The following is an 18,385-nucleotide window of genomic DNA, read 5'->3' on the forward strand; positions in this document are numbered from 1 at the left end:
CGAGGCGACAGTTCGCTCCCCGCGGGACAGCTCGAGGGATGCTCCGTCAGTCTCCGTGGGTGAGGCGTCCCGCCAGCAGGGTCGCGGCGACCGGCATCGAGCGCAGGCCCTCCGCATCGGCGCTGAGCGGATCACGGTCGAGCACGACCAGGTCGGCGGGATCGCCGGCCCGCGGGCGGAGACGGCGCACCCGCGTGGAGGACACGATCGCCTCTTCGACGCTGACCCGCTGTTCCGGGTGCCACGGCTCCTCCCCCGGCCGCGCCCGAGCGACCGCCGCCGAGACAGCGACCCAGGGGTCGAGCGGGGCCACCGGCGCATCCGAGCCGAACACCACGCTCGCACCGGAGTCGAGCAGGGAGCGCAGCGCGAAAGCGCGTCCCGTGCGCCCCGGCCAGTAGTGCTCCGCCACGTCGCGATCGTCGAGGGCGTGCGCCGGCTGGACTCCCGCCTCAACGCGGAGCGCGGCGAAGCGCGGCAGATCGGCGTCGGCGACCAGCTGGGCGTGCTCGATCCGGCCGCCGCCGATCCGCCCCAGGGCGTCGAGCGCCACCGTCGCCGCTGCGTCTCCGATCGCGTGGACGGTCGCGCGGATGCCGCCGTCCGCGGCACGGGCGAGCAGGGCGTCCAGCTCACCGGGGTCGACCGTGAGCGTGCCGCGGCTTTCGTGCCCTGGGTAAGGGTCCGCGCAGTACGCCGTCCGCGTGTTCAGAGAGCCGTCGATCAGGACCTTCAGCGGGCCCATCCGGAGCAGCCCCTCTCCGGCCGGCAGTTCGTCGCCCGAGCGCAGCCCCTCGGAGAGCGCGCGGTCGAGATGGTCTCGGTACACGCCCGTCTCGACCCGGAGGGCTCGGGTGCCCCGGGCGACCCGACGCGTCCAGTCTCCGACGTTCCACCGCATCTCGAGGTCCACGACTCCGACGACGCCGCGCGTCGCCGCTCGACGCGCCGCCTCGTCGACGAGGAGGTCGAGATCGTCGTCGCTGAGGGCGCCGAGCGCCGTGACCAGTTCGAAGCACGGATCCTCGCGGAGCAGATCGTCCTGCCGCCCGAAGCCGTAGCGGTGGTAGGCGGCCGTGTTCAGCCAGGCGCAGTGCAGGTCCCCGCTGATCAGCACGATCGGGCGCTCGAACGACACCTCGTCGAGGAGCGCCGTCGTCGGCGGCTCCGGCCACAGGCCGTCGCGGAACCCGAAGCCGACGAGCGTGGCCGGCCCGCTGGTCTCCGCCAGCCGACGGCGCACCGTGACCGCCACCTCGCGGGCGGAGGAGGCGGCAGACAGGTCGAGTCGCGGTGCCGTCATCGCCCACTGCGAGAAATGCACATGCTCGTCCCAGAGGCCGGGCATCAGCCAGCGCCCGTCGAGCTCGCGCACGTCGTCTCCCGGTGAGGCCTCGGCAGCGGCGCCGACCGCCTCCACCCGGCCGCCCCGCAGAAGCACGGGCACCGGTCCGGAGGAACCGAGCAGGCGCGCGTCGCGCAGCAGGAGCCCGGGGGTCATCGCTCGTCCCGCCCGTTCGCCCAGTGGTCGTCGTGGAGCATGCGGTCCTCTCCTCGTGCTCAGCCGGTCACGACTGGCACACCGGGCACCAGTAGAGCTTGCGCGCGCCGATCTCCTCGAGCAGGACGTGCGTGCCGCACACTCGGCACGGCAGTCCCTCGCGCTTGTAGACGTAGTTGCGCTCGGCATGGCTGCGCACGGCCTTCGCGCGCTCCGGCGCGGTCAGGTCGCGCCGGGTGATCATCATCCCCGTTCGGATACCGTCCTCGAGCAGGTGCGCCCAATCGCTCCAGAGCTCGCGGGCGACATCAAGCGGCACCTGCTTGCCGGGGGTGTGCGGATCGAGCCCGGCGCGGTAGAGCAGCTCGGCACGGTAGATGTTCCCGATCCCGCTCACGATCGACTGGTCCATCAGCACCAGACCGACGGGCGTCGCCGTCCGGCGCAGCCGGTTCACGAAGCGGTCGCGGGCCTCGTCGGAGTCGTCCGCCGCCGGGTCCGGTCCGAGCCGGGCGAGCAGAGCGTCGACCTGGGCGGGGTCCATCACCTCGCAGGCGGTGGGGCCGCGCAGGTCGGCGACCGTCTCCTCCGTCCGGATGCGCACGCGCACAGCGCCGACGGGGGGCGGCGGGAACTCGTCGAGGTCGCCGTCGGTCTCATGCTCGGTCTCGGACAGGCGCACAGCCCGGCGGCGGCGGGGCGCTCCGATGCTGCTGCCCGCCGTGCCGTCCGGGAACAGCGGCGACACCCTGCCGAGGAAGTCCCAGGCGCCGTAGAGGCCGAGGTGGACGTGCAGCGTCAGCTCGCCCTCGAAGCGGAGGAGGAGGTGCTTGCCGACGGCTGTCGACTCCAGCACCAGGCGGCCGTCGAGCAGCGCCGCCCCTTCGGCGAAACGGCCCTGGGGGCTGCTCGTGGCGACGCGGTGCCCGACGACGTCGCGCTCGAACTGGAGTGCGATCCGGTGGACGGAGTGCCCCTCGGGCACTCAGCGGCCCTTCTCGGCGGAGTCGATCACGCGACCCGCGATGGCGCCGGTGGCCTCGTACTCGGCGAGCTGGGCGATCCGGCGCGCGTGACGCTCCTCGAAGCTGAAGGGCTCGGCGACGAACGCGTCGATGAAGCCGGTCGCTTCCTCGACCGAGTGCTGGCGGGCACCGATGGAGATGACGTTCGCGTCGTTGTGCTGGCGAGCGAGGACCGCGGTGCTCAGATTCCACACGAGGGCGGCGCGCACGCCCGGGACCTTGTTCGCCGCGATCTGCTCGCCGTTGCCGGAGCCGCCGAACACGACGCCGAGCGCCTCGACGCCCGCCTGCTGATCGCGCACGACGGCGGCCGCCGCGTTGATACAGAACGAGGGATAGTCGTCGAGCGGGTCGTACGACGTGGGGCCGTGGTCGATCACGTCGTGACCGGCGGCGCCGAGGTGCTCGATCAGGTGCCGGCTGAAGTCCAGCCCTGCGTGGTCCGTGGCGATGTGGATGCGCACGCGCTCGTCCTCCCGGAAAGCCGTCTGAGGCCCGTGATGCCGGGGCCGGGAGTCAGAGTACCGCGGGTCGGCTCAGTCGAACTGCGGGTCGCGGGTGCGCGAGCGCTTGAGCTCGAAGAAGCCGTCGTAGGAGGCCGCCGCCACGACGCCGTCCCAGAGCGCCAGTGCCTGCTCACCACGGGGAGCGGGCGAGATGACGGGACCGAAGAAGGCGACGTCGCCCAGGGCGATCACGGGAGTCCCGACGTCCTGGCCCACCCGGCCGATGCCGTCGAAGTGGGACGCACGCATGGGCCCGTCGTACTCGTCCGAGTCGGCGTAGGCGGACAGCTCGGCGGGGAGGCCGACCTCGGCGAGCGACTCCGCGATGATCGCCTCGGCGTCGGAGCGTCCGCCGACGTGGATCCGCGTGCCGAGAGCGTCGTACAGCGGCTTCACGTGCTCGCGGCCCTCGCGCTCGGCGACGGCGGAGACGAGGCGGGTGTAGCGCAGCGCCCGCGGGAAGAAGGCGCGGTAAGCCTCGTCGACGTCGTTGTCCTCATTGAGGACCGCGAGGCTCATGATGTGCCACTGCACGTCGAGCTCGCGGGCGGGGGTCACCTCGTCCACGAAACGCGAGGTCATCCAGGCCCAGGGGCAGGAGGGATCGAACCAGAAATCCACGGAGGTCATGCCTCCACGGTACGCCGCCGTGCGGGGCCGCGGTGACGCTCAGGGACCCCCTGGGCGATCGGACGGTCCACGCCTCCGGAAACCACCGACGGCTCTAGGGTGGATCGGCGGCGTCCGCACCCAGGCGCCCGCGGCAGCGCCCGAGACGAACGGATGGAGCACCCCGTGCCAGGAGACAACCTCACCCGGAGCGAGGCGCAGGAGCGCGCCTCGCTGATCCAGGTCCACGACTACGACATCGTCCTCGACGTGACGCGAGGACCGGAGACCTTCCTCAGCACCACCACCGTGCGCTTCTCAGCGACCGAGGGGGCGTCGACCTTCCTCGACGCGATCACCAGGACCGTGCACTCCGTGACGCTGAACGGAGCGGAGCTCGACCCCGCGGACGTCGCCGACGGCGTGCGCATCCGCCTGGACTCGCTCGCCGCCGACAACGAGCTGACGGTCGTGGCGGAGGCGATGTACACGAACACCGGGGAGGGCCTGCACCGCTTCGTCGATCCGGTCGACGGCGAGGTCTACCTGTACTCGCAGTTCGAGGTGCCGGACTCGCGTCGCGTCTTCGCGGTGTTCGAGCAGCCCGACCTCAAGGCGGCCTTCCGCTTCACCGTGACGGCGCCCGAGGCGTGGCAGGTCGTCTCGAACCAGCCGACGCCGGAGCCGGTTCCCGCGGGCGAGGGGACGGCGACCTGGCGCTTCGCGCCCACCCCGCGCATCTCCTCGTACGTCACCGCCCTCATCGCGGGACCCTACGTCGTCGAGAGGGACTCGCTGGTCTCCTCCGACGGGCGCACGATCCCGCTGGGTGTCTTCGCGCGTGCCTCGCTCGCGCCCTTCCTCGACGCCGGCTACGTGTTCGAGAAGACCAAGCAGGGCTTCGCCTTCTACGAGGAGAAGTTCGGAGTCCCCTACCCGTTCGCGAAGTACGACCAGCTGTTCGTCCCCGAGTTCAACGCCGGGGCGATGGAGAACGCCGGAGCGGTCACCTTCACCGAGACGTACGTGTTCCGCTCGAAGGTGACCGAGGCGGTCAGGGAGCGCCGGGTCGTCACGATCCTGCACGAGCTCGCCCACATGTGGTTCGGCGACCTCGTGACGATGAAGTGGTGGAACGACCTCTGGCTGAACGAGTCGTTCGCCGAGTACGCCTCCACCCTCGCAACGGCCGAGGCGACCGAGTGGACCGAGGCGTGGACCACTTTCGCGGCGATGGAGAAGAGCTGGGCGTACCGTCAGGACCAACTGCCGTCGACGCACCCGATCGTCGCGACGATCAACGATCTGGAGGACGTCCAGGTCAACTTCGACGGCATCACCTACGCGAAGGGCGCCTCGGTTCTGAAGCAGCTCGTCGCGTGGGTCGGCGAGAAGGAGTTCCTCGCGGGCGTGCACGAGTACTTCGTGAAGCACGCGTTCTCGAACACCGAGCTGAGCGATCTGCTCGTCGAGCTCGAGGCCACGAGCGGGCGCGATCTCACGCAGTGGTCGGCGCAGTGGCTCGAGACCGCCGGGGTGAACACGCTGCGTCCCGAGATCGTGGTCGACGAGAGCGGATCGATCGCGTCGTTCGCGATCCTGCAGAGCGCTGTCGAGGACTATCCGACGGTCCGCCCGCACCGCCTCGCGATCGGCCTCTACGACTTCGAGGGCGACCGCCTCGTGCGGGTGCACCGCCTGGAGCTCGACGTCGACGGCGAGCGAACCGAGGTGCCCGAGCTGATCGGCCGGACCCGGCCGGCGCTCGTCCTGCTCAACGACGACGACCTCGCCTACGCGAAGATCCGTCTCGACGACGCGTCGCTCGCCGTCGCCATCGAGCATCTGGCGAGCATCGAGAACCCGCTCGCCCGCTCGCTGGTCTGGGGTTCGGCCTGGGACGCGACCCGGGACGCAGAGTCAGCGCCACGCGACTTCGTGCGCCTGGTGCTGGGGAACATCGCGACCGAGACCGAGTCGACCACGCTGCGCACCGTGCTGAACCAGCTGGTGACCACCGCCGGCCAGTACGTCGCCCCGGAGCACCGGGCCGAGGTCGTCGAGGAGGTGGGCGACCAGCTGTGGACGCTCGCCCAGCAGGCGGAGGCCGGCAGCGACGCGCAGTTCCAGTTCGTGAGGTTCTTCGCGGCGATCGCCTCGACGCCCGCTCACCTCGAGGCGGTCCAGGCGCTGCTCGACGGCGGCACGGCGCTCGACGGGCTCGACATCGACACCGACCTCGGCTGGGAGCTGCTGATCGCGCTCGTCGCGGGCGGGCGGGCCGGTGCGAACGAGATCGACGCGGCACTCGACTCCGACACCACTGCCAGCGGGCAGCAGTCGGCCGCGCACGCACGCGCGGCGCTGCCCACGGCGGAGGCGAAACTCGCAGCCTGGGAGTCGGTCACCGCCGACGACTCGGCACCGAACACGATCGTCCGCTCGACAGGGCTCGGCTTCCAGCGGGTCGCGGACCCGCACCTGCTCGAGACGATGGTCCCGGTGTACTTCGGCGCACTGCGCTCGCTGTGGGAGTCGAAGAGCTACAAGATCGCGGAGTACCTGGTCGTGGGGTTCTACCCGGCAGCCGCACCGTCGCAGGAGATCGTCGACGCGACGCGGGCGTGGCTCGACGCGAACCCCGAGGTACCCGCGCTGCGGCGCCTCGTGATCGAGAACCTGGCCGGTGTCGAGCGCGCGCTGCGGGCGCAGGCGCGCGACGCGCAGAGCTGACCCGCACCACCGGCCCCGTCTGCTCGACGCTCAGGTGCTCGCGCAACCGGGGCGGGTCGAGGCTCCGGTCGGCTCGGTGCTCCGATCGGGTCAGATCCCCGGCACGGAGCGCCGCGCCGGCCCGTCGTACGCGGACAGCGGTCGGATGAGCGCGTTCGAGGCGCGCTGCTCGATCACGTGCGCCGTCCACCCCACCACCCGTGCTGCCACGAACAGCGGTGTGAAGATCTCGGTGTCGAAGCCGATCAGCCGGTACGCGGGTCCGGACGGGTAGTCGAGGTTGGGCAGGATCCCCGTGCGCTCCGCCATCGCGGCGGCCAGCGCGTCGTACAACTCGATCAGCTCGGCGGCGCCCTCGTGCTCGGCGAGCCGGCGCAGCGCCGCCTCCATGGTGGGCACCCTCGAATCGCCGGACTTGTAGACCCGGTGCCCGAAGCCCATCACCTTGCGGCGCTCGCCGAGGGCGCCGGCGAGCCACTCCTCCGATCGACACGCCGCGTCGGGACCCTGTCCGATCTCGTCGAGAACGTGCAGCACAGCCTCGTTCGCGCCTCCGTGCAGCGACCCCTTGAGCGCGCCGACCGCGGCCGTGACCGCGGAGTACACGTCCGAGAGGGTGGAGGTCACCACGCGCGCGGTGAAGGTAGAGGCGTTGAACGAGTGCTCGGCGTAGAGCACGAGCGAGACCCGGAACGCATCGACGACGACCGGGTCGGGAACCGCGCCGAACGTCATCCAGAGGAAGTTCTCGGAGTAGTCGAGATCATCGCGGGGCTCGATCGGCCGCAGCCCGCGTCGCCGGCGCTGCGCCAGGGCGACGATGCCGGGCAGAGCCGCCCACAGGCGCACCGAGCGCTCGAGCACCGCCTCCGGCGCGTCAGCGTCCGGATCCGGGTCGAGCGCGCCGAGGACGCTCACTGCGGTGCGCACGACGTCCATCGGATGCGCGGAGACCGGCAGCAGGTCGATCACCGCGCTGACCTCCGGTGCCGGCGCCCGATGCGCCCGCTCGACGGCGGCCAGCCCGGTCGCCTGCTCGCGGGTCGGCAGCTCGCCGTTCCAGAGCAGCCAGGCGACGTCCTCGAACGGCCTCGCGGCGGCCAGCTCCTGCACCGGGTAGCCGCGGTACAGCAACGAGTTCGACGCCGGGTCGACCTTCGAGACCGCCGTCGTGTCGACGACGACCCCCACGAGGCCTTTGCGGATGTCCTGGTCTGTCGTGCTCATCCTTCGCTCCTTCGCGAGAGGGGACGTCGGCGCCGGGGAGCGCCGCCGGGTCATGCCGGACGCCCGTCCGACGGGCGCCGACGAGTTCAGGCGCCGTAGTGCTCGGCGAGCGAGAAGTCGAACACGCCCTCGTCGAAGCGGCTGTAGGAGGCGTAGTCGAGCAGCTCGTACAGCTCGGCGCGCGTCTGCATACCCGGCACCTCCGCGCGGAGGGACCCCTCGGTTTTCAGCGTGTCGAGCGCCCGCATGGCGGCGCCCATGGCGATCCGGAGCAGCGAGACCGGATGGATCACGACGTTCACGCCGATGTCGGCGAGCTGACGAGCGGTGAAGAGCTCGCTCTTGCCGAACTCGGTCATGTTGGCCAGGATCGGCACGTCGATCGCGGCGCGGACTGCCTCGAACTCGGCGAGATCGCGCATCGCCTCGGGGAAGATCGCATCGGCACCGGCGTCGACGAGGCGCTGGGCCCGCTCGATCGCGGCCGGCAGGCCGTCCAGCGCGCGGATGTCGGTGCGGGCCATGATCACTAGATCCGGGTCGCGCCGAGCGTCGACCGCGGCGGCGATCCTCCTGACCGACGTCGCCTCGTCGACGACCGCCTTGCCGTCGAGATGACCGCAGCGCTTGGGGTTCACTTGGTCCTCGATGTGCAGGCCCGCGACTCCCGCGTCCTCGAGCGTCTGCACCGTGCGCGCGACGTTGAGCGGCTCGCCGAAGCCGGTGTCGGCGTCGACGAGGACCGGCAGATCGGTCATCCGCGCGATCTGCTGAGACCGGGCGGCGACCTCGGTGAGTGTGGTGAGGCCGATGTCCGGGAGGCCCAGCTCGGCCGAGAGGACGGCGCCCGAGACGTAGACGCCGTCGAAGCCCTTCGCCTCAATCAGGCGCGCCGAGAGCGGAGTGAAAGCGCCGGGCAGCTGCAACAGCTCCTGTGACGCGAGGCGCTCACGGAACAGGCGCCGCTTCTCGGCGGGAGTCCGGGTGGAGTGCAGCATCGGGCGTCCTTCCCCTGGGGGCGGTTCGTGGGGCCGGGCGGGCCCTGCTCTGAATCTATATGGCGGCGACGGCGGGGGCTCGGACCGCCTGCGCCCAGCCTCGCGCTCGCACTCCCGCGGGAGGCGTCCCGTAGCCTGGAGGAGTCATGCTGCTTCTCGAGACCTCGACCCCGGATCCTGTCGCCGCCACCGTGTCGTTCTTCGACTCCCCCGCCTTCTGGAAGGTGGTCTGGGTCCTCGCGATCGTGCTCGGCGCGCTGATCGTGCGCGTCATCGCGCACGTCCTCATCGGGCGCGTGGTCGATCAGATCGTGTCGGGAGTGAAGCGCCGTCAGCGCGTGGAAGACACGCAGGCCATCGCGGCCTCACCGCTCGCCGCGGTCCGGGTGGTGCAGCGCACCCGAACCCTGGGCTCGATCCTCAACAACATCAGCTCGATCCTCATCGTCGTGATCGCCCTGGTGATGATCATCAGCACCATCGACAAGGACCTCATCGGCTCCTTCGCGCTGCTCACCGCCGCGCTCGGCGCGGGGCTGGGCTTCGGTGCCCAGAACATCGTCAAGGACGTGCTCAACGGCCTCTTCATGGTCGCGGAGGATCAGCTCGGGGTCGGCGATGTGGTCGACACCGGGCAGGCCACGGGGGTGGTCGAGTCCGTCGGGGTGCGCGTGACCCAGATCCGCGACGTCAACGGCGTGCTCTGGTTCGTCCGCAACGGCGAGATCGTTCGCGTCGGCAACATGTCGCAAGGCTGGTCGCGCGTCATCGTCGATCTCGCCGTTCCGTACGAGACCGATCTCGAGCAGGTGCAGTCGACGGTCCTCGCCACGGCGAACGAGCTCGCGGCGAGCAGCCGGTGGCGAGCACGGATCATCGACAGGCCCGAGCTCTGGGGGCTCGAGTCGATCGCCGACGACGCCCTCGTCGTCCGGGTGGTCGTCAAGACCCGCACCACTGCGAAGGACGATGTGGCCCGCGAGCTGCGGCTCCGCGTGAAGAAGGCGCTCGACGCGCTCGACGTGAAGCTGCCCTCGCTCTCGACCGTCGTCCTCGAGGGCTTCGACGGCGCGACGAGCGTCGGAGGCGCGAAGCCGCCACGGACGACGCCGTCGCCCACGATCACCACAGAGCACGGTAAGCCGGTGCGCCTGCCCCGCGCCGTGCGGCGACCCAGGGAGCAGCGCCCGCCCGGCGACAGCGGCGCGACGTCTCCCGTGCAGGGGCCGCAGTCGTGAGCGGCCTGCAGATCGGCGGCACGCCTCCGCTGCGCAGCTTCTGGGAGCACGTGGGCGGCAGGCCCACCTTCGAGCGTCTTGTGCGCCGCTTCTACGAGGGCGTCCGCGAGGACGACCTGCTCTGGCCGATGTACCCGGCGGAGGATCTCGAGGGAGCGATCCAGCGGCTGACCGGCTTCCTCGAGCAGTACTGGGGCGGGCCGGGCACCTACAGCCAGGAGCGCGGGCACCCGCGGCTGAGGATGCGGCATCAGCCGTTCCGCATCACTCCCGACGCGCGCGACCACTGGCTCCAGCACATGCGGGTCGCGGTCGACGAGCTCGAACTCGCGCCCGCTGACGAGACCCTGTTGTGGGACTACCTGGAGCGGGCCGCACACGCGATGGTGAACAGCATCGGCCAGTAGCGTCGTCAGCCGGGCGTGCGCACCAGAACATGACCGCGACGCGACGTGAGGCGGCGCCAGGATCCGCTCTCGAGCAGTGCCACGGGATCGTCCCCTCCGAGGAAACCGAGCGCGAAGAGTGCGAAGGCGGCACCGGCGGGCACGTCCTCGAGACCCTCCATCGGCCGCCCCCAGACCGTCGTCCGCACGCGCCCCACGATCTGCTCACCGGTCTCGGAACCCACTGCGGCGGCGATCTCGTCGATGCCCGCTCGGGCGACGGCCTCGAGGACGGCGGGGTCCACGGGCTCACGGCGCGTCCAGCCACCCCGCGGAGGCGAGATCCCCGCCCAGGCCCCGGCCGTCGCGTCATCGCCGTCGGGCAGGACGACCGGCTTGCCGTCGGCACCGCCCGGCTCCCACTGCAGGCGGGCGAGGCGGTCCGAGAGAGCGCGAATCGGGACGACCCGGTCGAACCCGGCGGCCTCCTCGAGCGCGAAGACCCGCAGCCCGAGGATCGTCGCCGAGCGGTCGAGCAGCCCCCTCGGCTGCAGCACGGCTGTGTAGGCCGCGAGCACGTGATCCTCGGCGAGGAGGCGGACGGCGCCGTCCTCGACCCGTGCCGATCGGCCGAGGAAGACGCGCAGATCCGAGAGGCTCGGCGGATCCGCCAGGGAGAAGGACGAACTCATCGCGTCGGTAAACTTACCCGGAGGCCGCCCGGCCCGCCGTCCGACACCCCGGAGGTACCGTGCCCGATCCCCTGTCCTCCTTCCTCGCCGCACTCGATCTGACCGACACCGGTGCACGCACCAGCGAGGACATCTCGACCGGCCCCTCCCAGTGGACGCCGGAGGGACGGGTCTTCGGCGGCCAGGTGCTCGCCCAGTCGCTCGTCGCAGCGGGGCGCACCGTCGAGGAGCGCCCGGTGCACTCGATGCACGGCTACTTCCTCCGCCCGGGCGACGTCAGCCTCCCGATCACCTTCTCCGTCGACCGGATCCACGACGGCCGATCCTTCTGCACCCGACGGACGCAGGCCTACCAGAACGGTCAGCCGATCCTGTCGATGATCGCGTCGTTCCAGACCGAGGACGAGGGGCTCGAGCACCAGGCACCGATGCCGGAGGGAGTTCCCGAGCCGGAGTCGCTGCCGAGCACTGCGGAGGTCCTCGCCGGCATCGACCACCCGGTGGGCAACTTCTGGGCGACGCAGCGGCCCTTCGACGTCCGCCACGTCGAGCAGCCCGTCTACCTCCGCGCCGATCCGCAGCGAGTCGCGCACCAGAGCATCTGGATGCGCTCGCTCGGAGCACTGCCGGACGATCCCCTGCTGCACCGCGCCGCCCTCGCGTATGCGAGTGACTACACGATCCTCGAGTCGACCCTCCGTCGCCACGGCATCGCCTGGACGACACCGGGCCTGCGAATGGCGAGCCTCGACCACGCGATGTGGTGGCACCGACCGGCACGGGTCGACGAGTGGCTCCTCTACGTCCAGGAGGCGCCGAGCGCGTCCGGCGGCCGCGGACTCTCGCTCGGCAGGATCTACGCACGGGACGGCCGGCTCGTGGCGAGCGTCGCCCAGGAGGGCATGGTGCGCGTCCCGGGACGCTGATCCCTCAGCTCCGCTTCGAGAAGGCGATCGTCTCCTCGACGTACGGGTCCCAGGCCTCACGGAGCGCGTCCGAGATGCGCTCCGGGCGCCCGGTCGCCGCCGTCACCATGACGAGTGTCGTCATCGCCCGGGTGTAGAGAACCCGAGGCGAGACGCCGTCCGGTGAGTACAGCTCATAGCAGACCTCGAGGCTCGCGCCGCCGATCCGCCCGATCCACAGCTCGACGTCGATCGGAGCCTTCATGTAGGGGATCGGTGCGACGTACTCGACCTCCTGTCGCGCGATCAGAGTGATGGTGGGCGCACCCGGCCTGGCGTCGAGCACCGCCGTCGCCTGCCCGCCCTCGCCCGGCGAATCGGGCCGCCAGAACGCCTGGATCCGCGCTTCCTCGAGCAGGTGCAGCATCTCGGCGTTGTTGACGTGCGCGTAGGCGTCGAAGTCCGACCAGCGGAGCGGAATGGCGACGTGCAGGCGCATCAGTCGCGGGTGAGCTTGCGGTAGGCCGAGCGGTGCGGCTTCGCGGCGTCGGGGCCCAGGCGCTCGATCTTGTTCTCCTCGTAGGCCTCGAAGTTGCCCTCGAACCAGTACCAGTTCGCGGGGTCCTCCTCCGTGCCCTCGTAGGCGAGGATGTGCGTCGCGATCCGATCGAGGAACCACCGGTCGTGGGTGATCACCACGGCGCAGCCGGGGAACTCGAGCAGCGCGTTCTCGAGGCTGCCGAGGGTCTCGACGTCGAGGTCGTTGGTCGGCTCGTCGAGCAGGAGGAGGTTGCCGCCCTGCTTGAGCGTCAGGGCGAGGTTGAGGCGGTTGCGCTCTCCACCGGAGAGCACGCCCGCCTTCTTCTGCTGGTCGGGCCCCTTGAAGCCGAACTGCGAGACGTAGGCGCGCGAGGGGATCTCCGTCTTGCCGACCGTGATGTAGTCGTGGCCGTCAGAGACGACCTCCCAGAGGTTCTTGCTCGGATCGATGCCGCCGCGGCTCTGGTCGACGTACGAGATGTCGACCGTCTCGCCGATCTTGAGGTCGCCGGAGTCGAGGGGCTCGAACCCGACGATCGTCTTGAACAGCGTGGTCTTGCCGACTCCGTTGGGGCCGATGACGCCGACGATGCCGTTGCGGGGCAGGGTGAAGCTGAGGTCCTCGATGAGGACCCGCTCGCCGAATTGCTTGTGCAGTTTCTTCGCATCGATCACCTGGGCGCCCAGTCGAGGGCCGACCGGGATCACGATCTCCTCGAAGTCGAGGACACGCGTCTTCTCGGCCTCGGCCGCCATCTCCTCGTAGCGGGCAAGGCGGGCCTTCGACTTGGCCTGACGGCCCTTCGCATTGCTGCGGACCCAGTCGAGCTCTGTGCTGAGGCGCTTGGCGAGCTTCGCGTCCTTCTTGCCCTGCACCTCGAGACGCGCCTGCTTCTTCTCGAGGTAGGTGGAGTAGTTGCCCTCGTAGGGGTAGAGGTGACCGCGATCGACCTCGGCGATCCATTCCGCGACATTGTCGAGGAAGTACCGGTCGTGGGTGACGGCGAGCACGGCGCCGGGGTACTTCGAGAGGAACTGCTCGAGCCAGAGCACGCTCTCGGCATCGAGGTGGTTCGTGGGCTCGTCGAGCAGCAGCAGATCGGGCTTCTGGAGCAGCAGCTTCGTCAGCGCCACTCGGCGCTTCTCGCCTCCGGAGAGGTTCGTGACGAGGGAGTCCCCCGGCGGGGTCCGTAGCGCGTCCATGGCCTGCTCGAGCTGGGAGTCGAGGTCCCACGCGTCCGCGGCGTCGATGGCCTCCTGGAGGGTTCCCATCTCGGCGAGCAGGCTGTCGAAGTCCGCATCCGGATCCGCCATCGCCAGGGAGATCTCGTTGAAGCGATCGATCTTGGCCTTGATCTCGCCGACGCCCTCCTGCACGTTCTCGAGTACAGTCTTCGTTTCGTCGAGCTCGGGCTCCTGCATCAGGATGCCGACGGAGTAGCCCGGGCTGAGCCGCGCCTCTCCGTTGCTGGGGGTGTCGAGCCCCGCCATGATCTTGAGGATCGTCGACTTGCCGGCGCCGTTGGGGCCGACCACGCCGATCTTCGCGCCCGGCAGGAACGACATGGTGACGTCGTCCAGGATCAGCTTGTCGCCGACCGCTTTCCGAGCGCGCACCATCGAGTAAATGTATTCAGCCACACCAAATCCTCACGTTCCGAAGGTCTGCGCGGAGTCGCGACGCCCGCTCGCCGCACGCTCCGCGCCACAGGGCTGTCGGAGTCTGGGGCGGGGAAGCAACGCCGGCCTGGCCCCGACGCGGTACGCGGGGCGCGTGACCGTCCGCACGTATCGAGGATAACGGGAAGTCGGTGTCGTGCGTCGGCCGCGCGGGCCGCCTCCGCCCACCCCTCCGGCGCAGGTCGGCTGGGCGGGCGGAGGCCCGTCATCGACAGGAGGAGCGTCTCAGCCGCAGGGCGTCAAAGCCGCGACGGAGTCGGACAGTGTCGCAGCGCTGCCGAGCAGGATGACCTCGGTGGCGCCGGACGAGGTGATGTCGGCCAGCACAGCACGGGGCACGCAGGTCGGCTGGACAGCGAAGAGCGGGCTGCTCGTGTATCCGGCCGCCGCTGCTCCGGCGAGGGCGTCGGGGAACTTCTCGCCGGTGGCGAGGTAGACCGTCTTCGCCGAGGTGAAAGCCGCCCTGTTCAGCTTCTCGGAGGTGTCGTACCGGTCGATTCCGCCGATGCGCGTGATCGTCGGCACCGGCAGCGAGCTCTCGATGCCCGCGCTCACCGAGAGCTCGGAGCCCGCGATGGTGAGGGTCATCACCCCCAGACCGCTGACGATCCCGCGGGTGACTGGGTCGGCAGCGCTCAGAGTCCCGTTGACGAGGACGACCGGGGAGTCGACCGAGCCCGCCGCCGCGCTGGCGCTCAGAGCATCCGGGAACTTCTCGCCCGTCGCGAGCCAGGCCCTCGACGATCCGCCGGAGAACGCGTACTGCATGATCAGCTTCGACGTGTCGTACCGGTCGACGCCGCCCAGGCGCCTGATGTCACGGTTCTTCGCATAGCCCGCGAGCTCCGCGTAGACCTGGTTGCCGACGCTGAGTTCGGATCCGACGACGACGATCTTCGCGGGCTTCAGGCGGATGAGCTCATCCCGCACCACCTGGCTCATCGATCCGCGATCGACGAGCAGCAGCGGCCCGCCCTGCTTCGCGGCGGCGGGACCTGCGCTGAGCGCGTCGGGAAAGTTCTCGCCCGTGGCGATGTAGACGACGGGGACGTTCGACCCGAAGGTGCGCTTCGAGACGGCGACCGCAGTGCCCTGGCGGTCGGTCCCGGCGATGCGCGAGACGGTCGGCTTGCCGGGCACGGGCGTCGCGGTAGGCGTCGGCGTGGGCGTGGCAGTCGGCGTAGGCGTGGCGGTCGGCGTGGGCGTAGCAGTCGGCGTGGGCGGAGTCGTGGGCGGTGTGGTCGGACCCGCTCCCGTCACGCGGACGGCCGTATCGACGTTCACGGTGGCGCCTGCGGGCTGCGTGCCGCCCCGGCTCACGCCGGACACCTGCACTGCACTGCCCGTCCTGCCGGCGAAAGCGCTGTAGGCCTCGGCGGGTATGGTCACCGCGATCGAGGACTTGTCACTGTCGACGACGGCCTGCGCCGGCACCCGCTCCGACCTGCTGGGACCGACGTTCGCGCTGATGCCCTGCAGATCGAAGAAGCCGGGCACGCTGGTCTCGAGGACGACGACGTCGCTGCCCGCGATGTCGGTCGCAGAGGCGTTGCCGCCCCAGAACGATCCGCCCCGCTGGAGAGATGCGGCGTCGGCCGACAGGTCGACGCGTCCGAGCGTGCCCCCTGTGCCAGGTCCGATGGTCAGGATCGCGGTGGTGAACAGGTCGTACCCGATGTCGAACGGCTGGCCCAGCGGCAGCGTGACGGAGCTGAGCGGCTCCTTCTGCGCGCTGATCCGCAGTGGGACGGTCCCGCCTCCGAAGGAGGAGAGCGTGCGGTTCATCGAAATGCGGAACGTCCGACTGCCGCCGGTCAGGGTGCTCGTGCCTGTCAGGGCACTGCCCCCGAGCGCCCACTGGACCTGGGAGAAGTCCGGGTAGGGCGTGCTCGGTCGCGCCGACGAGGAGAGGGTGACCTCGAGCTCGGTCGCGTTGCCCGCGACCGGGGCGACCTGCGCGGCCGCGTAGTCCTCGGTGATGGACCAGTCGTACGGCGAACCCGCCACGAAGACGGAGCGGGTGACCGCGGAGGCCGTCCCTGCTCCGCTGGTCACGCCCGCGGCGACGAGAGCGGCGACGCCTGCCGCCGCTATCGCCGTGCGCAGCCATCTCGCTCGGGGCGTCCGGTGCGATCGGTCAGCGGTCATACGGTGGCTCCCCCGTCGTCGTGGTGCACCGACGTCAGCCGTCGGAGCGTCGATCTCGCGAAGCGCCGCACAGGAGCTCGCCACTGATCAGACATCGAATCCTATCCGGCACTGCAATTCCCCGCATCGCACGGCGGAGATCGACGGGTGAAGAGGTTCGGAGAATTCTTCGGAACACTCCTCTTCGCTGGAGAGATCATTCGGCGACTCGACGGAGAGCCGGTGAGCGGTTCTCCGACTTCCCAGTGAACATCATCGAGCGCGCTGATGATCGGGATGCTTCCGACTATCGCGCGAGAAGACCCCGCCGACCCGCGGAGCGTCCGCATCTCCGGCCCTCGAGATCGCTCGACCGGCCGCGGATCACTGCGGATCAGCCGTCGACAGGAACAGTGCGTCCGATCAGGCAGGCACCCGTCGCGATCGGCGCCGCGACGACCGCACGCACGCCGCCGCTGCGCGGACCGTACTGACCGACCAGGCAGGAGTCGCCGAGCTTCACCGCAACCTGGACCGAATCGGCGTCCAGGCCTACGGAGGTCTCATCGGCCGTCCTTTGCATCGAGTCGCGGGGGAAGCCCGCCGCGACGAGTGCGTCGACGACCGCAGAGCCCGCCACCTGCGGATCCGCTTCGGCGACATCGCGCAGTGTCCGATCGAAGACCGGGAGGTTCTGCTCGGCGGTGCCGCCCGCGAGGTAGGCGACCGGTGCGGGGGCCGCACTCGAGGCCTCCGCGGAGCTGGGGGTGGTGAGAGGCTCCGTCACATCCGACTCCGTGCAGCCGACGAGGACGAGGGTCAGGGCGCCGATCGCGAGTACGAGCCGGAGCCGTTGCGTCTGTGTCCTCACCCGGTTCCTCCTGACAGGAGCGGACCTCGCTCCGACCCCTCAGAACGGGGTGTCACCGGATTCTAGCGAGGGCGTCGCACCGCCCTCCTCCACGCCGGCCGCCGTCGGCGCACTCTCGGGGGCAGCGCCCCAGTCCTTCGGTGCCTCGTGACCATTCGGCTGGTCCTCACTCCACCCGGGCGTCGTGGCGGAGGCGTGAGGAGCGGATGCGCGCGCGATGGTCTTCGTGTAGCGCGTCGTTCCCCAGGCGAGATCGTGGCCGATGCCCTCGGCGGTGACCACGACGTCGGTGCCCGTCCTGCCTCCAGAGTCCCACGCCTTCACCGCGAGACGCCCGGTGACGACCACCCGGTCGCCTCGCGCGAGCGAGGCCAGGGCGTTTCCGGCCAGGCCGTTGAAGGCGGTGATGGTGTACCAGTTCGTCGAGCCGTCCACCCAGCGCTGCTCGGCGCGGTCGTAACGCCTCTGCGCGGAGGCGAGGCGGAAACTGGTCATCGCGGCACCGCTCGTCGTGTCGATGCTCCGTGGCTCCGTGCCGATGACTCCGATGACGGTCAGCGTGTCGGTCATGGTGGTGTCCTCTCGTTCTGGGCACCCGCCGCTGATGCGCCGGGTGCGACGCCCGAGTGGAGGGGGCTGGTACCACTCGGGCGCCGCAGGAACAGTGTCATGACGAAGGGCCCGCCTCCGGGGTGGAGAAGGGCCCTTCTGGGGAGGGATCGCAGATATCGGCCCCTGTGGAGGAGGCCTATGAAGCCCTGATGTACGTCGAGTAGGACTTCCGGATCTTGTTCACCTTGGGCAGAGCGACAGCGAGGCAGTACCCCTGACCGGGGTTCTTCGCGAAGAAGTCCTGGTGGTAGTCCTCCGCCGGGTAGTACACGCCGAGCGGGGATATCTCCGTGACGATCTGGCCGTCCCACCACTCCGATGCGCGATCTCGGGCGGCCTCGAACAGCTCCTTCTCTTCGTCGGTCGAGTAGAACATCGCCGAACGGTACTGCGTGCCGACATCGTTGCCCTGCCGGTTGAGCTGCCGCGGGTCGTGGAGGGTGAAGAAGACGTCGAGGATGACCTGCTCGGGGATGACATCGGGATCGAAGGTGACCGCGACGGCCTCGGCGTGCCCGGTGCGTCCGGAGCAGACGTCCTCGTAGTCGGGCTCGGTCGTGCGTCCGCCGGTGTAGCCGGAGACGACCTCGGTCACGCCGTCGAGGACGCGGTACACGGCGTCCAGACACCAGAAGCATCCTCCGGCGAGTACGAATGTGCGCATTGCGTGGTCACTCACTTCCTGTCGCGTCGACGCGGCCGGGGCGCCGGGCACGTCCTTGAATCAAACACCCT

17 protein-coding genes are annotated in these 18,385 nt (G+C 70.2%); 4 read left to right on the plus strand and 13 right to left on the minus strand.

The window, feature by feature from the left end; genetic code table 11:
* Nucleotides 1-46 precede the first annotated feature (46 nt).
* The 4 genes from GSU10_RS07925 to GSU10_RS07940 form a co-directional block, all read right to left on the minus strand.
* Nucleotides 47-1,501, minus strand: coding sequence for an amidohydrolase (locus GSU10_RS07925; RefSeq protein WP_068207357.1), 1,455 nt, complete (start codon nucleotides 1,499-1,501; stop codon nucleotides 47-49).
* 67 nt (nucleotides 1,502-1,568) lie between these two features.
* Nucleotides 1,569-2,486 carry an Fpg/Nei family DNA glycosylase gene (locus GSU10_RS07930; protein ID WP_132504269.1) on the minus strand — a complete coding sequence of 306 codons (918 nt, stop codon included), beginning with the start codon at nucleotides 2,484-2,486 and terminating at the stop codon, nucleotides 1,569-1,571.
* A complete protein-coding gene (locus GSU10_RS07935; protein WP_068207360.1) occupies nucleotides 2,487-2,990 on the minus strand; it encodes a ribose-5-phosphate isomerase in 504 nt (167 codons plus the stop codon).
* A 72-nt stretch (nucleotides 2,991-3,062) separates the two neighbouring features.
* The gene (locus GSU10_RS07940; RefSeq protein WP_068207362.1) at nucleotides 3,063-3,662 is read right to left on the minus strand and encodes a mycothiol-dependent nitroreductase Rv2466c family protein; all 600 of its coding nucleotides are present in this window, start codon (nucleotides 3,660-3,662) and stop codon (nucleotides 3,063-3,065) included.
* Nucleotides 3,663-3,827: 165 nt separating this feature from the next.
* Between GSU10_RS07940 and pepN the strand changes: the two genes are divergently transcribed.
* A complete protein-coding gene (gene pepN, locus GSU10_RS07945; protein WP_068207439.1) occupies nucleotides 3,828-6,374 on the plus strand; it encodes an aminopeptidase N in 2,547 nt (848 codons plus the stop codon).
* A 90-nt stretch (nucleotides 6,375-6,464) separates the two neighbouring features.
* On the opposite strand, the gene GSU10_RS07950 is transcribed toward pepN, so the two are convergent.
* Together GSU10_RS07950 and prpB are read right to left on the minus strand one after the other, a co-directional pair.
* Nucleotides 6,465-7,601 carry a bifunctional 2-methylcitrate synthase/citrate synthase gene (locus tag GSU10_RS07950; RefSeq protein WP_132504267.1) on the minus strand — a complete coding sequence of 379 codons (1,137 nt, stop codon included), beginning with the start codon at nucleotides 7,599-7,601 and terminating at the stop codon, nucleotides 6,465-6,467.
* An 86-nt stretch (nucleotides 7,602-7,687) separates the two neighbouring features.
* Nucleotides 7,688-8,599, minus strand: a complete 912-nt coding sequence (gene prpB, locus GSU10_RS07955; RefSeq protein ID WP_132504265.1) for a methylisocitrate lyase — start codon at nucleotides 8,597-8,599, stop codon at nucleotides 7,688-7,690.
* 146 nt (nucleotides 8,600-8,745) lie between these two features.
* Between prpB and GSU10_RS07960 the strand changes: the two genes are divergently transcribed.
* Both GSU10_RS07960 and GSU10_RS07965 read left to right on the plus strand, forming a co-directional pair.
* A complete protein-coding gene (locus tag GSU10_RS07960) occupies nucleotides 8,746-9,837 on the plus strand; it encodes a mechanosensitive ion channel family protein (RefSeq protein WP_068207365.1) in 1,092 nt (363 codons plus the stop codon).
* The gene (locus GSU10_RS07965; RefSeq protein WP_277871421.1) at nucleotides 9,834-10,244 is read left to right on the plus strand and encodes a globin; all 411 of its coding nucleotides are present in this window, start codon (nucleotides 9,834-9,836) and stop codon (nucleotides 10,242-10,244) included. The genes GSU10_RS07960 and GSU10_RS07965 overlap by 4 nt, the downstream gene beginning before the upstream one ends.
* Before the next feature lie 5 nt (nucleotides 10,245-10,249).
* Here the strand turns inward: GSU10_RS07965 and GSU10_RS07970 are convergent, their stop codons facing one another.
* Entirely contained in the window at nucleotides 10,250-10,915 is a 666-nt protein-coding gene (locus tag GSU10_RS07970; protein ID WP_068207368.1) for a DUF8185 domain-containing protein, read from the minus strand.
* Nucleotides 10,916-10,974: 59 nt separating this feature from the next.
* On the opposite strand from GSU10_RS07970, the gene GSU10_RS07975 reads away from it, so the two are divergent.
* On the plus strand, nucleotides 10,975-11,841 hold the full coding sequence (locus GSU10_RS07975) for an acyl-CoA thioesterase (protein ID WP_199220810.1): 867 nt from the start codon (nucleotides 10,975-10,977) through the stop codon (nucleotides 11,839-11,841).
* Between the two features lie 4 nt (nucleotides 11,842-11,845).
* Here the strand turns inward: GSU10_RS07975 and GSU10_RS07980 are convergent, their stop codons facing one another.
* The 6 genes from GSU10_RS07980 to msrA form a co-directional block, all read right to left on the minus strand.
* A complete protein-coding gene (locus GSU10_RS07980) occupies nucleotides 11,846-12,319 on the minus strand; it encodes an acyl-CoA thioesterase (RefSeq protein WP_068207371.1) in 474 nt (157 codons plus the stop codon).
* Nucleotides 12,319-14,001 carry an energy-dependent translational throttle protein EttA gene (ettA, locus tag GSU10_RS07985; protein ID WP_068207373.1) on the minus strand — a complete coding sequence of 561 codons (1,683 nt, stop codon included), beginning with the start codon at nucleotides 13,999-14,001 and terminating at the stop codon, nucleotides 12,319-12,321. Before ettA ends, GSU10_RS07980 begins: the two co-directional genes overlap by 1 nt.
* 264 nt (nucleotides 14,002-14,265) lie before the next feature.
* Nucleotides 14,266-16,188: a cell wall-binding repeat-containing protein gene (locus GSU10_RS07990; RefSeq protein WP_068207375.1), complete on the minus strand. Its 1,923-nt coding sequence runs from the start codon at nucleotides 16,186-16,188 to the stop codon at nucleotides 14,266-14,268.
* A 373-nt stretch (nucleotides 16,189-16,561) separates the two neighbouring features.
* Nucleotides 16,562-17,038: a DUF6993 domain-containing protein gene (locus tag GSU10_RS07995; RefSeq protein WP_068207378.1), complete on the minus strand. Its 477-nt coding sequence runs from the start codon at nucleotides 17,036-17,038 to the stop codon at nucleotides 16,562-16,564.
* Nucleotides 17,039-17,077: 39 nt separating this feature from the next.
* On the minus strand, nucleotides 17,078-17,608 hold the full coding sequence (locus GSU10_RS08000) for a single-stranded DNA-binding protein (protein ID WP_068207381.1): 531 nt from the start codon (nucleotides 17,606-17,608) through the stop codon (nucleotides 17,078-17,080).
* A gap of 178 nt (nucleotides 17,609-17,786) precedes the next feature.
* Nucleotides 17,787-18,314 (minus strand): peptide-methionine (S)-S-oxide reductase MsrA, encoded by a 528-nt coding sequence (gene msrA, locus GSU10_RS08005; RefSeq protein WP_068207384.1) that lies wholly within the window; start codon nucleotides 18,312-18,314, stop codon nucleotides 17,787-17,789.
* Nucleotides 18,315-18,385 lie beyond the last annotated feature (71 nt).

The sequence above is a fragment of the Rathayibacter tanaceti genome (assembly GCF_009834165.1).
Taxonomy (GTDB): domain Bacteria; phylum Actinomycetota; class Actinomycetes; order Actinomycetales; family Microbacteriaceae; genus Rathayibacter; species Rathayibacter tanaceti.

Excerpts from the sequence above, each read along its gene's own strand:
- GSU10_RS07925 (WP_068207357.1), bottom strand. The coding sequence starts at position 1,501 with ATGACCCCCGGGCTCCTGCTGCGCGACGCGCGCCTGCTCGGTTCCTCC.
- GSU10_RS07940 (WP_068207362.1), bottom strand. The coding sequence starts at position 3,662 with ATGACCTCCGTGGATTTCTGGTTCGATCCCTCCTGCCCCTGGGCCTGG.
- GSU10_RS07950 (WP_132504267.1), bottom strand. The coding sequence starts at position 7,601 with ATGAGCACGACAGACCAGGACATCCGCAAAGGCCTCGTGGGGGTCGTC.
- prpB (WP_132504265.1), bottom strand. The coding sequence starts at position 8,599 with ATGCTGCACTCCACCCGGACTCCCGCCGAGAAGCGGCGCCTGTTCCGT.
- GSU10_RS07960 (WP_068207365.1), top strand. The coding sequence starts at position 8,746 with ATGCTGCTTCTCGAGACCTCGACCCCGGATCCTGTCGCCGCCACCGTG.
- GSU10_RS07970 (WP_068207368.1), bottom strand. The coding sequence starts at position 10,915 with ATGAGTTCGTCCTTCTCCCTGGCGGATCCGCCGAGCCTCTCGGATCTG.
- GSU10_RS07980 (WP_068207371.1), bottom strand. The coding sequence starts at position 12,319 with ATGCGCCTGCACGTCGCCATTCCGCTCCGCTGGTCGGACTTCGACGCC.
- GSU10_RS07990 (WP_068207375.1), bottom strand. The coding sequence starts at position 16,188 with ATGACCGCTGACCGATCGCACCGGACGCCCCGAGCGAGATGGCTGCGC.
- GSU10_RS08000 (WP_068207381.1), bottom strand. The coding sequence starts at position 17,608 with ATGACCGACACGCTGACCGTCATCGGAGTCATCGGCACGGAGCCACGG.
- msrA (WP_068207384.1), bottom strand. The coding sequence starts at position 18,314 with ATGCGCACATTCGTACTCGCCGGAGGATGCTTCTGGTGTCTGGACGCC.